12 protein-coding genes are annotated in these 12,107 nt (G+C 63.9%); 4 read left to right on the top strand and 8 right to left on the bottom strand.

The genetic code is table 11. From position 1 onward, the window contains the following. Positions 1–127 precede the first annotated feature (127 nt). Entirely contained in the window at positions 128–2,407 is a 2,280-nt protein-coding gene (locus P9230_RS16135) for a PAS domain-containing hybrid sensor histidine kinase/response regulator (protein ID WP_095800575.1), read from the top strand. 186 nt (positions 2,408–2,593) lie between these two features. After that, a complete protein-coding gene (locus P9230_RS16130; RefSeq protein WP_082953625.1) occupies positions 2,594–3,478 on the top strand; it encodes a GNAT family N-acetyltransferase in 885 nt (294 codons plus the stop codon). Between the two features lie 116 nt (positions 3,479–3,594). On the opposite strand, the gene P9230_RS16125 is transcribed toward P9230_RS16130, so the two are convergent. Further along, on the bottom strand, positions 3,595–4,227 hold the full coding sequence (locus P9230_RS16125; RefSeq protein ID WP_067318898.1) for a trimeric intracellular cation channel family protein: 633 nt from the start codon (positions 4,225–4,227) through the stop codon (positions 3,595–3,597). Between the two features lie 111 nt (positions 4,228–4,338). Next, on the bottom strand, positions 4,339–4,989 hold the full coding sequence (gene grpE / locus P9230_RS16120; protein WP_067318900.1) for a nucleotide exchange factor GrpE: 651 nt from the start codon (positions 4,987–4,989) through the stop codon (positions 4,339–4,341). Positions 4,990–5,207: 218 nt separating this feature from the next. On the opposite strand from grpE, the gene P9230_RS16115 reads away from it, so the two are divergent. Next, positions 5,208–5,405, top strand: coding sequence for a hypothetical protein (locus P9230_RS16115; RefSeq protein WP_278119891.1), 198 nt, complete (start codon positions 5,208–5,210; stop codon positions 5,403–5,405). A 40-nt stretch (positions 5,406–5,445) separates the two neighbouring features. Here P9230_RS16115 and P9230_RS16110 read toward each other — a convergent pair whose 3' ends face one another. The 6 genes from P9230_RS16110 to cysG form a co-directional block, all read right to left on the bottom strand. Then, positions 5,446–6,066, bottom strand: a complete 621-nt coding sequence (locus P9230_RS16110) for a DJ-1/PfpI family protein (RefSeq protein ID WP_127216994.1) — start codon at positions 6,064–6,066, stop codon at positions 5,446–5,448. A gap of 242 nt (positions 6,067–6,308) precedes the next feature. Further along, positions 6,309–6,842, bottom strand: coding sequence for a DUF934 domain-containing protein (locus P9230_RS16105; RefSeq protein WP_067318908.1), 534 nt, complete (start codon positions 6,840–6,842; stop codon positions 6,309–6,311). 186 nt (positions 6,843–7,028) lie between these two features. Beyond that, a complete protein-coding gene (locus P9230_RS16100; RefSeq protein WP_127324656.1) occupies positions 7,029–7,793 on the bottom strand; it encodes a phosphoadenylyl-sulfate reductase in 765 nt (254 codons plus the stop codon). After that, positions 7,768–9,438: a nitrite/sulfite reductase gene (locus P9230_RS16095; protein WP_278119888.1), complete on the bottom strand. Its 1,671-nt coding sequence runs from the start codon at positions 9,436–9,438 to the stop codon at positions 7,768–7,770. Before P9230_RS16095 ends, P9230_RS16100 begins: the two co-directional genes overlap by 26 nt. A gap of 39 nt (positions 9,439–9,477) precedes the next feature. Next, a complete protein-coding gene (locus P9230_RS16090) occupies positions 9,478–9,783 on the bottom strand; it encodes a DUF2849 domain-containing protein (RefSeq protein WP_095800580.1) in 306 nt (101 codons plus the stop codon). After that, positions 9,780–11,228, bottom strand: coding sequence for a siroheme synthase CysG (gene cysG / locus P9230_RS16085; protein ID WP_278119885.1), 1,449 nt, complete (start codon positions 11,226–11,228; stop codon positions 9,780–9,782). Before cysG ends, P9230_RS16090 begins: the two co-directional genes overlap by 4 nt. Positions 11,229–11,646: 418 nt before the next feature. Here cysG and P9230_RS16080 point away from each other — a divergent pair, with 418 nt between their 5' ends. Beyond that, positions 11,647–12,087 carry a host attachment family protein gene (locus P9230_RS16080; protein ID WP_164747059.1) on the top strand — a complete coding sequence of 147 codons (441 nt, stop codon included), beginning with the start codon at positions 11,647–11,649 and terminating at the stop codon, positions 12,085–12,087. The last annotated feature ends 20 nt before the right edge of the window (positions 12,088–12,107 follow it).

Genomic DNA, 12,107 nt, shown 5'->3' with positions numbered 1-12,107 from the left:
GCGTTCGGCGATTTCCCGTCCGAACTGCCCAAAATCAGGCAAAAACTGCCGGTTATCGGCACGGACGACTAAAATTCGAACGATCCGCCGCAATCTTCCATAATCTCTGTCTGGCAAGGTTTTCCGCATGCTCGCGGACTCCGACTTCAGACAGGACAGCAAAGCCGCAGGCGACGACGGACTGGGTCCTGACGCGCCGAAGCGGCAGGTGCTTGTCGCGCCGCCGCTGGTCCCCGCATTGCAAGCGGACAGTCATGAAGGCCTGCCGTTCCTGACGATCGTCGCCATAGTCGTCCTGGCCGGGCTGGCGCATCTCACCGGAGCGCCGATCTTCATCACCATAGGCCTCCTGGCGACGGGTCTGGGCGGCCTGATGATGCATCTGCGCAACCAGCGCGCCGAGCGGCGCACCGCCGCACTTCTCGACGAGACGGCCGCCCGTAGCCGCGCCGAGATCGAGACCCTCGCCGATCGCATGTGGGAGATGCAGGAGAGCGAAGAGCGTTTTCGCGGTCTGATCGATGCGCTCGGCGACCTCGTTGTCCATCGCGACCGCGACGGCCATATCGTCTACGCCAACAAGGTGTTCGCCTCGCTCGTCGAGATCGATCAGCGCGACCTCGCAGGCAAGACGCTTTCCGAGCTCGGCATCGACGTCGGCGTCGTGCCCGAGGCCGCCTTTTCGGATCATGAATGCCTGAGCTCCACCGATGTCGCCATCCGCACGCCGAACGGGCCGCGCTGGTTCTCCTGGATCGAGCTCTCGGTGCGGGACAGGGACACCGGTGCTGTTTCGCACCGGGCGATCGCCCGTGACATCACCGCCCGCAAGCGCGCCGAATCGTCGCTGATCACCGCCCGCGAGCGGGCCGAATACGCCAGCCAGGCCAAGTCGCGCTTCCTTGCCACCGTCAGCCACGAGATCCGCACGCCGATGAATGGCATCATGGGCATGGCGAAGCTGCTTGCCGACACCGACCTGTCGCCCGAGCAGCGTACCTATGTCGGCGCCGTCTCGACTTCCGCAAGCTCGCTGCTGGCGCTGATCGAGGATCTGCTCGACTACTCCAAGATCGAGGCCGGCCGCTTCGATCCCGAGCCGCAGCCGACATCACTGCGTGAGATCGCCGACAACATCATCGAGCTGCTGGCCGCGAAGGCCTTCTCCAAGACCATCGGCCTCGGCTGTCACGTCGAACCCGACGTGCCGCAGATGATCACCGCCGACCCCGGTCGCGTGCGCCAGGTGCTGCTCAACCTCATCGGCAATGCCGTCAAGTTCACCGACACAGGCGGCGTGCTGCTTACCGTCGCGCGCGCCAGCACCGAGAGCACCGACCGCATCCGCTTCACCATCGCCGACACCGGTCCGGGGCTGCGCGAAGAGGATATGGAGCGCATCTTCGAGGAATTCGAGCAATCCGACGGTACTTCGACCAGGGTGCACGGCGGCGCCGGTCTCGGCCTCGCCATCTCCAAGCGCCTGGTGATCGCCATGGGCGGCACGATCTCGGTTTCGAGCCGGCTAGGCGAGGGATCCGAATTCGTCTTCGACATTCCGGCGACCGCGGCAACCCAACCGCCACAGTATCGCCGGGACATCCTCTCGGGCCGACGCGCGGTGATCGTGTCCAAGAATGCCGTCGAGGCCGATGCCATCGCTCGCACCATCCGCGCGCATGGCGGTGCCGTCGAGATCGCGGCCACGCCGGACCAGGCCATTGCCTTCGCCGCCGGCTGCAACGTGCTTCTGGTCGACGCCGCGCTCGAGAACAGCGACGGCCGCCTGCTCAAGCGGCTGCGTCAGAGCGGTTTTGTCGACTGCCAGGCCATCACCCTGATCGCACCCGCCGATCGCGGCATGCTTGGCGAATTCCGCGCCAACGGCTACGCGACGTTCCTCGCCCGGCCGGTGCGCGGCGAAACGCTGCTGCGCGTGCTGTTGACCAGCCATGTGCCGGCACCCGCCGAGCCGCGGTCGGAACCGCGCGGCACCGCGTCCGTCCGCCGCCGCGACAAGGGCCTGTCCGTGCTGATCGCGGAGGACAATGACATCAACGCGATGCTTGCCCGCGCCACGCTGCTCAAGGCTGGACATCGCGTCAAGATCGTCAGCAACGGCAAGGCCGCGGTCGAAGCCGTCACCGACGCCGGCCTCAAGCATCGTTTCGATGTCGTGCTGATGGATCTCCACATGCCGGTGATGGACGGGCTGGACGCGATCGCCGCCATCCGCCGCCATGAGGAAGCGCTTGCCGTGCCGCCGATCCCGATCATGGTGCTTTCCGCCGACAGCCAGGAAAAGACGCGCCACACGGTTTTGGCCCACGGCGCCAGCGGCTTCGTCACCAAGCCTCTCGACCCCGATGCGCTCGTCCAGGCCGTCGAGAGCCAGGCAGCGGCGTAACGAATTTTTTAGACTTTCCGGAACGCCTTGGATTGCTTGGCTTTCGCAGCCATAAGATAGCCGGTTGAGGGTGTTGCCCAGCCGACGAAGTATTGCCGGGATCGCCGTATCACGGTACTGTCATAATCCTGTTGCACCTACACCGTATCCCCGTGCCAAGAGGGATGGCTCGAAGGAGAATCACTCGTGCATACAGTCATGCCTGAATGCGATACTCGGCCGAACGCCAGCGCCCTTCTCGGCGCGCGTGCCGCCGACGCTTTCGCAAGCGGCGCACCGCTGGGCCGCATCGGCAACCTGGAAGTGCGGCTCGCCCGCAACGGGGCCGAGATCGCCGCCGCCCAGGAAGTGCGTTATCGGGTATTCTATGACGAGCTCGGCGCGAGGAAGGATTTGTTCCAGGCGCAGGATCGGCGCGATGCCGACCGCTTCGACCCGCTCTGCGATCATCTCCTGGTTTTCGACACCTCGCTTCCCGGCCCAGAGCACCGCCGTATCGTCGGCACCTATCGCCTGCTGCGGCAGGAGATCGCCACCGCGGCGGGCGGCTTCTACTCCGAGGGCGAGTTCGAGCTGACCAAGCTGGTGGCGCGCCATCCGGGCCAACGCTTCCTGGAACTCGGGCGCTCCTGCGTGCTGCCGGAATACCGCTCCAAGCGCACCATCGAGGCGCTCTGGCAAGGCATCTGGGCCTATATCAACCACTATGGCATCGGCGTGATGACCGGCTGCGCCTCCTTCCACGGCACCGTGCCGGCGGCGCATGCGGAGGCGCTTACCTATCTCGCCCATCACTGCCGCACCGACCAGGCCTGGGATGTCCGGGCGGTGGCCGGCCGCTACTGCTCGATGGACTTGATGCCGATCGAGGCGGTCAATGCCAAGGCCGCGATCGCCGCCATGCCGCCGCTCGTCAAAGGCTATCTGCGTGTCGGCGCCCGCATCGGCGACGGCTGCGTCATCGACCACGAATTCTCGACCGTCGACATTTTCGTCGTCATGCCGGTCAAGGAGATCGGCGCCCGCTACGTCAACTACTATGGCGGCGAAGGCCAGCGTTTCGCGGCGTGAGTCTAGCGAATAGCGAATAGCGAATAGCGAATAGCGAATAGCGAAGGAACTAACGATAGTAGGCTGACTACAACAGCCCTATTCGCTACTCTCTATTCGCTATTCGCTGTTTGCTATCACGGAATATCCTCCGGCCTTCGCCCGGGCCGGCTCTTATAGGCCGGGAACGACCAGCCGAATTTGAGCGCCCCGCCCCGCACCAGGAAGGCCGCCGCAAAGCCGAGCAGGCTGGATGGCAGGGCCGACATGCCAACGAGATCGCCAACCGTGAAGAGCGCTGCACCCGCAAGCGCCGCGGTGACATAGATTTCGGGCCTGAGCAGCACGGAAGGCTCGCCTGCGATCAGGTCGCGCAATATGCCGCCGAAGGTCGCGGTGAGCACCCCGGTGATGACCGAAACGACCGGGGATCCGGTGATCGCCAGGCCCTTTGCAGCCCCCATCACCGCAAAGGCGGCAAGTCCGATCGCATCGAGCCAGAGCAGCAGCTTGTAGCGGGATTCCACACGATGGGCGCTGAAGAAGACAAGCACTGCCATCACGGCGCAGATCAGCACATAGCCGCTGTTGGCGACCCAGAACACCGGCAGGTTGAGAATGACGTCGCGCAGCGTTCCGCCACCAATGCCGGTGATGCTGGCCAGAAACAGGAAGCCGATGATATCGAGCTCTTTGCGTGACGCGGCAAGCGCGCCGGTCGCCGCGAAGACGGCGACGCCGGCATAGTCGAGCAGCTCGATGGGATTCATGGGCGAGCGAATAGTGATTGGCGAATAGTCAGTGCACAGTGAATATCACGAAGCGGTGCGGTTGGTACCGTCCTTCCCTATTCGCTATTCCCTATTCGCTATTGGCTCCCTTCACGCATCCTTCTCGGCCTGCTCGTTCACCGGACCCGGCTCGACCGGCGCTTCGGCGGCGGCGGCCTTTGGGCCGCCCTTGGAGACGCCGACCATCGCCGGCCTCAACACGCGCTCGCCGATCGAATAGCCGGGTTGCACGACCTGGACCACGGTCCCGGCCGGAACGTCGGGGTTGGGCACTTCGAACATCGCCTGATGGAAGTTCGGGTCGAACTTCTCGCCTTCGGGCGCAAGCTTCTTCACCCCGTGCCGCTCCAGCGCCGCCAGCATGGCGCGCTCGGTGAGGTCGACGCCCTCGATCAGCGCCTTGAAGCCGGCATCGCCGGAGGCCTTGGCCTCGGTCGGAATGGCGTCCAGCGCGCGGCGCAAATTGTCCGACACCGACAGCATGTCGCGCGCGAAATTGGCCACAGCGTAGGTGCGTGCGTCATGTACATCACGCGCGGTACGGCGCCGCAGATTCTCCATTTCGGCAGCTACGCGAAGCGCCCGATCCTTCAGTTCCTCGTTTTCCTTCAGCAACCGCACAAGCGCCTCATAGTCGCCGTCGACGCCGCCTTCCGCACGTTCGCCGGAAGCCCGGGCCTCGGAAGCCTGGCTGGCTTCGATTTCCTCGGGCGCGCGTTCGTCTTTTGCCTGGTCGCTCATCGCCGTTTCCCGTCATTCGGATTGGTTTGGATTTGCGCCCGATATCGATGTTTAGGGGCCAAAAATCAAGGGGCAAGCACCGATGACGGCCCTTCCGCGATCGTTCCAAATTAATTCAAATTTTACCGTACCGGACGGCTTTGCTTGCCGCTAAGGGCCTATGCGGGAACCATTGCCGGGCTGCGAGAGTTTCGAAGCCGACACAGGATTTTGGGACCATGAAGGGCAACATCGGCGAAAGGCGCGCCAAGCTCGCCGACGATATCAGGCGACAGGTTGGCACCGAAGCGACCAAGCGCCTTCTGCGCACGCTTCCGGCATTTCGCCTGGAAAAAGAAGTGCCCAAGCAGTTCACGGATCTGCTCGACCGCCTGGACGGCGCCGAGACGGACAAGGACGGCCAGCGGCAGCACTAGACCGCCCTTCCCCAGTTCCACAGCGTAAGGCGCTGAGGAGCTATGCGGCTCTGCGCTCGTCGCGCATCAGAGCCTCGCCATGACGGATCTCGGTGCCAAGCACCTTGAGGCACTCCCGCATGAACGACGCAAGGCCGGGCCATCCCTTTGCCGAAACCAGATTGCCGTCGACATGCGCGCCGGTCGGCGACACGTCGATATAGGTGCCCCCGGCAAGCGTCACTTCGGGCTCGCAATACTGCAGCGCCGCCACCTCCCTGCCGCGCACCACGCCGTCGACCGCGATCAGGATTTGCACACCGTGGCAGATGGTGAAGATCGGCTTGCCGGTCTCGTGGAAATGCCTGACCAGCGCCTGCACGCGCTTGTCGATGCGAATATATTCCGGCCCGCGTCCGCCCGCAGCGTAGACCGCGTCGTAATCGGCGGGATTCACCTCGGCGAATGTCTTGTTGAGGATATAGTCGTGGCCGAGCTTTTCCGTATAGGTCTGATGGCCCTCGAAGTCGTGCAGCGAGGTCTTGAGCACGTCGCCGGCCTTCTTGTCCGGGCAGACGACATGGACTGTGTGGCCGACCGCATGCATCGCCTGCTCAAAAACGAAAATCTCGTATTCTTCGCTGAACTCGCCAACGAGCATCAGTATCTTCTTGCCTGCCATGCCGTTTCCTCCTTTGCCGGCTGTTTATTTCGGAGCGCGAAATAATCACCGTATCCTAAGGGCAAGACGGCAAAAGAGAAAGTGAAATTCGCAGAAGTGGTCTGACCAGATTGTTGCAAAGAGGCGCGTAGAACTGAACCGACCGCGCCAAGACGTCAAAAGCAAGGTGCTTGGTCAGACCAAAGCTGCAGGCTCGCTTGGTTTACCGGATGGCTGCCTTCGGCGGTCAGCGCGGGGACGGCTCAGCCCGGGCGTTTGCGCCGCCAGGAATATTTCGGGCCCTTGGCTTCCGGCTCCACCGCCGGCTGGTAATAGACTGGCAAGCCTCCTGTGCGCCCTTCCTCCAGCCGCTTCAACAGCACCGGATTGGAGACCTCGAACTCGTCGAAGCCGAGCCGCAGCATATGCGGCAATTGATCGACCAGGACCTGGCCCGTGGCGCGCACCGCGCCTTTGAAGTTATGCCGGGTGCGCAGCAATTCGCCCTTGGAGAAGGAGCGGCCGTCGTTGAAGGCCGGGAAGGCAAGCGCCACCAGCGACAGCTGGTCGAGCAGGCCGACGATCTTGTCGAGCTCGTCGCCGGGGAGCAGGAGCACGCCGAGGCGCTCCTTGGCCGACCTGCGGATATCGTCATCGAGCCCGAGAAAGGCCTGCAACGGGAGGATGAAGCGGCCATTGCCGGCAAGCGCTTCGGCGCTCTCGGCATGGGTCCATTCGTCCTCGCGGAAACCGTTCGGGGTCCAGAGGCGGGTTTCCGATTTGGTCGGCTCAGTCATCAAAATTCCTAATGCCCTAAGATCCTAATGCCCTAAGAATGAAAGGATATGTCGCTGTTCAGGTCGGCCCGGAGTCGAAAAAGGTGGCTTTCGAGAACGGGAGCGGAGCGTACTTCAACTACGCGAGCTCCGAAAGCGCAGGAACCCGCCATTTGCAGGCCGGCCTCACCTGAGTAGCGGCTGTCCTTAAAGTGATGCGTCGGTCAGCGACTTCTCCAGCCCCGACAGATGGATGCCGCACTCGGTCTTGGCGTGCCCCGCCCAGCGGCCGCTGCGCGCATCCTCGCCTGGCTGTACCGGCTGCGTGCAGGGGAAGCAGCCGATCGACAGATAGCCATAGGCGACCAGCGGGTTTTCGCGCAGCGCATGCGCGCGCATGTAGTCGGCCTGGTCGGATGTCGTCCAATGCGCGAGCGGATTGATGCGGATGCGCGAGCCGACGGCCTCGAAGACCGGGAGTGCCGCGCGCGTCGAAGCCTGGAAGCGCTTGCGCCCGGTGAACCAGGCGCGGAACGGCTCGACGCCACGCGCCAGCGGCTCGACCTTGCGCAGGTTGCAGCAGGCGTCGGTATCGGTCTCATGCAGCCGCCCGGTCGGATCGACGCGTTCGAGCGCCGCTTCGTTCGGCTTGATCACTCTGACATCGGTCAGGCCGAAATCGGCGACCAGCGCGTCGCGGTAGCCCAGCGTCTCCTCGAAATGCTTGCCGGTGTCGAGAAAGATCACCGGCAGCGAGCGGTCGATCTCGGCAATCATGTGCAGGAGGACTGCCGAATCGGCGCCGAAGGACGACACGGCGGCAACCTCGCCGCGGAAAAATTCACGCGCCGAGCGCTCGATGATCTCGATCGGCTTCAGATGGCCGAGCAGCGCGTCGAGCCCCGCCGCTTCCGCGGCAACGCCGGCCTCGACGCCGCCGATCCGGTCAAGCGGCCTTGGTTTCGCCAGCATAGAGCGCCTCCTTGAACGGCGCGGGACCGACACGGCGGTAGGCGTCGATAAAACGTTCACTGGGATCGAGCCGAAGGCCGAGATAGGTGTCGACGATCTGCTCGATGGCATCGGTGATTTCTTCCGAAGAGAAACCGCGGCCGATGATCTCGCCGACCGACGTGTTCTCGTCGGCCGAGCCGCCGAGCGTGACCTGGTAGAGCTCGGAGCCCTTCTTCTCCACGCCGAGAATGCCGATATGGCCGACATGGTGGTGGCCGCAGGCGTTGATGCAGCCGGAGATCTTCAGCTTCAACTCACCGATCTCGCGCTGCCGCTCCAGCGAGGCGAAGCGGCGCGAGATTTCCTGCGCGACCGGAATCGAACGCGCCGTGGCAAGCGCGCAATAGTCGAGGCCGGGGCAAGAGATGATGTCGCTGATCAGGTTGGAATTGGCGGTCGCCAAGCCGATCTCGACCAGCGCGTCATAGACGGCCTTGAGGTCGGCGCGCGCCACATGCGGCAGGATCAGGTTCTGCTCGTGACTGACGCGCAGCTCGTCGAAGGCGTATTTCTCGGCTATGTCGGCAACCGCCTCCATCTGGCTGTCGGAGGCGTCACCGGGCACCTCGCCGATGCCCTTGAGCGAGATCGTCACCGCCGCATAGTCGGGGTGGCGATGCGTTATGACATTCTGGTAGAGCCACTCCGAAAAACTCTTGGAATCGAGCCGCGCCTCGTTCACCTGCGCGTCGCCTTCCGGCCGGTCAGGCAATGCCGGCGGCGCGAAATAGGCATTGATCGCCTGGATGTCGTCGTCCGGCAGCTTCAGCTCCGCGTCCTTCAACTCCTGCCATTCGGCCTCGATCTGGCGGGTTATCTCCTCGACCCCGGTCTCGTGGACGAGGATCTTGATACGCGCCTTGTACTTGTTGTCGCGGCGGCCATAGAGGTTGTAAACGCGCAGGATCGCCGTGCAGTAGGACAACAGCTCGGCTTCCGGCAGGAAGTCGCGGATCTTCTTGGCGACCATCGGCGTGCGGCCCTGGCCGCCACCGACATAGACGGCAAAGCCCAGCTCGCCGGCCGCGTTCTTCTTCAGATGCAGCCCGATGTCGTGCGTCTGGATGGCGGCGCGATCACGCTCGGCGCCGGTCACCGCGATCTTGAACTTGCGCGGCAGGTACGAGAACTCCGGATGCACCGACGACCACTGGCGCAGGATCTCCGCATAGGGACGCGGATCGGCAACCTCGTCGGCGGCCGCGCCGGCGAAATGGTCCGCGGTGACGTTGCGGATGCAGTTACCGCTGGTCTGGATGGCATGCATCTCGACGCTCGCCAGATCAGCAAGGATCGCCGGGATGTCGGACAGCGCCGGCCAGTTGAACTGGATGTTCTGGCGCGTGGTGAAGTGGCCGTAGCCCTTGTCGTATTTGCGGGCGATGTGGCCGAGCATGCGCAATTGCCTGCTGTTCAGCGTGCCGTAGGGCACGGCGATACGCAGCATATAGGCGTGCAGCTGCAAATAGACGCCGTTCATCAGCCGGAGCGGCCGGAACTGGTCCTCGGTGATCTCGCCGGCAAGCCGGCGCTGCACCTGGTCGCTGAACTCGGCGACGCGGGCCTTTACGAAATCGTGGTCGAACTCGTCGTAACGGTACATGCTTCGTCTTTCAGGGCGCGTCCGCCCGCTTTCTTGTGTCTATGCCGCCCGTGCCGGAGCCGGGCTCGCCTGCTTGCCGAGGTCGGTGCGGATGGTGGGGCCCGCGGCGCGGATCTTCTCGCGCAGCCGCACCGGCTCGACCGCGCCGTTGATCACGGTCACATCGATCAGGTTGACGTCGACGACTTCGTTGTTGGCAGCGGCCGCGGCGCCGATGGCCTCGAGCCGATCCTCCGCCGCCTTGTCATGGGCGATGTCGGCACGAGTGACGGTCTCCGCCCAGCCGCCATCGGCGTACCAGACGGCGATACCGTCCGAGAGCCTGTTCGCGGTCAGAACCTTCATTGCTCAACTCCTTCGGCCGCTACGCCGGCCGTATCTTCACGCGTGTGCGCCGCAAGCGGCTCGGATTGTTCGAAATTGGCGCCGGCGACCGCGTCGCCGATGATGGTCATGACCGGACCGGTAAGATCGGCGCGCGCTTCCAGCGACGGCAGGTCGGCGAGCGTGCCGTGGAAGCGGCGGCGATTGCCAAGGCTGGCATTCTCCACCACGGCGACGGCAGTATCGGGCGACAGCCCGGCTTCGATCAGCCGACCGGCGACCTCGGCTGCGACCGAGCGGCCCATATAGACGGCGACGGTGGCGCCGGAAATGGCAAGTTTTGCCCAATCGGGCAGTGAGTTGCCCTTGAGGTCATGCCCGGTGGTGAACACCATCGAGGACGTCACGCCGCGGAGCGTCAGCGGCAATTCGAAATCGGCGGCCGCGGCGAAGGCGGCAGTCACGCCCGGAACCACCTCATAGGCGATGCCGGCCTCGCGAAGTGCTGCCATTTCCTCGCCCGCCCGCCCGAACACAAGCGGATCGCCTGATTTCAGCCGCACCACGCGCTTGCCGGCGCGGCCAAGCTCGATGAGCAGAGCGTTGATTTCTTCCTGGCTCTTGGAATGGCAGCCCTTGCGCTTGCCGACAGGCAAGCGCTCGGCATCGCGGCGCCCCATGGCGACGATCGCTTCCGGCACCAGCGCGTCATAGACGATCGCGTCGGCCTCCATCAGCAGGCGGTGGGCGCGCAGCGTCAAAAGATCCTCCGCGCCCGGGCCGGCGCCGACCAGAGCGATGTGACCTGCGGTCGGCGCGTCCGAAGTCAGAAGTTCGAGCGCAGCACTATGCGCCCTGGCGAACTCTCCGGCTTCAACCGCCTTGGCCGGGAGGCCGGCGAAGAAATCGCTCCAGAACCGGCGGCGGCGATTGCCCTTCGGCAGCCGCTCGGCAGCAGTGCGAAACGACGACGCCAAGGCCGCCAGCCGGCCAAGCGACGGCGACAGCATGCGATCGATGCGCACCCGCAGCAGCTGCGCCAGCACAGGGCCGGCGCCCTCGGTGCCGATGGCGATGGCGACCGGCGCGCGGTTGACCAGCGCCGGGGTGAAGAAATCGCAGAGCACAGGCCGGTCGACGGCGTTAACCGGAATGCCCAGCCGGCGGGCGTCTTCGACGACGCGACGGTCGAGCGCCTCGTCGCCGCTGGCGGCAAACACCATGGCCGCGTCCTCGAGGTGCGCGGCATCGTAGGCGACGTCGACGTGGACAGCGCCGGCGGTTGCAATGAAATTCAGAAGCTCGGGATCGGCATTGTCCGCAATGATGCGCAGCGTCGCGTTTGACTGAGCAAGCAGCCTGGCCTTGGCCAGTGCCTCCTCGCCATTGCCGACGATGGCCACGGCTTCGCCGTCGACCCGCAGGAAGACGGGGAAGGCGTTGAGCTTGGCATTGGCTGGCGACATGGCGATAAACAGTCCGAGAACAGTCTGGCAGTTTTATGCGGGCCTGGGAAAAACCAGAAGGCAAGCAGTCGCGCATCCCTTGATGGCAGGCAATCGCTTTTTCGCAGCCGCGAAAGGCAGGAGAAAAAAATTCTACGTCGGAGCTTGAGGTCGGGCACCTCTCCGAGAGCTATTGAAGTCCGGCATAGTTTTTAGCGCCGTGCAGCCGACACGGCAAAACGGTTTTTTCTAAATTCTACCGATTAAGTAGATTAAGACGCGTCTTGCTGGTGGGTGAGATCGCTGCCGCTTGCAGCACATCCTGCAGTCGTTAGTTGATCCGGAACTATCATGCTCGGCGGCACGTTTCGCTAACGATCCATCCCGTCGGTCGAGCCGCTCTCGCGGGGGTCGATTTGTGCTCAAGGCAAGGAGGAAAATCATGAACATCAAGCTTAAACGCGGTCTCTGGGTGGTCGTGGCCGACGGCGAGAAGGCGCTTTTCCTCCGCAATGAAGGCGACAGCAAGTTTCCAAACCTCGAGGTGGTTCAGGAGATGGAGCAGGAAAATCCCGCCACCAGGGAGCAAGGCACCGATAAACCGGGCCGGTATGCCGAAGGGCCACGCAGCGCGATCGAAGAAACCGACTGGCATCGCCTTGGCAAGGAACGTTTCGCAAGCGATATTGCCGATCGGCTCTACAAGCTTGCACATCGGGGTGAGTTCGACCAGCTCGTGCTGATCGCGCCGCCGCAGGTGCTCGGCGAGATGCGTCAGAAGCTGCACAAGGAAGTCAGTGAAAAAGTGCAGGCCGAAATCCCCAAGACGCTGACCAATCATACCGTCTTCGACATCGAGAATCTGCTCAAAGCGGCCTGAGCGGCACGCAGGAACGCACA

The organism is Mesorhizobium sp. WSM4887 (assembly GCF_029625865.1).
In the GTDB taxonomy this organism is placed as follows: Bacteria; Pseudomonadota; Alphaproteobacteria; order Rhizobiales; family Rhizobiaceae; genus Mesorhizobium.
The sequence above is the reverse complement of the archived record's forward strand: the minus strand, read 5'-3'. Positions and strand labels throughout refer to the sequence as shown.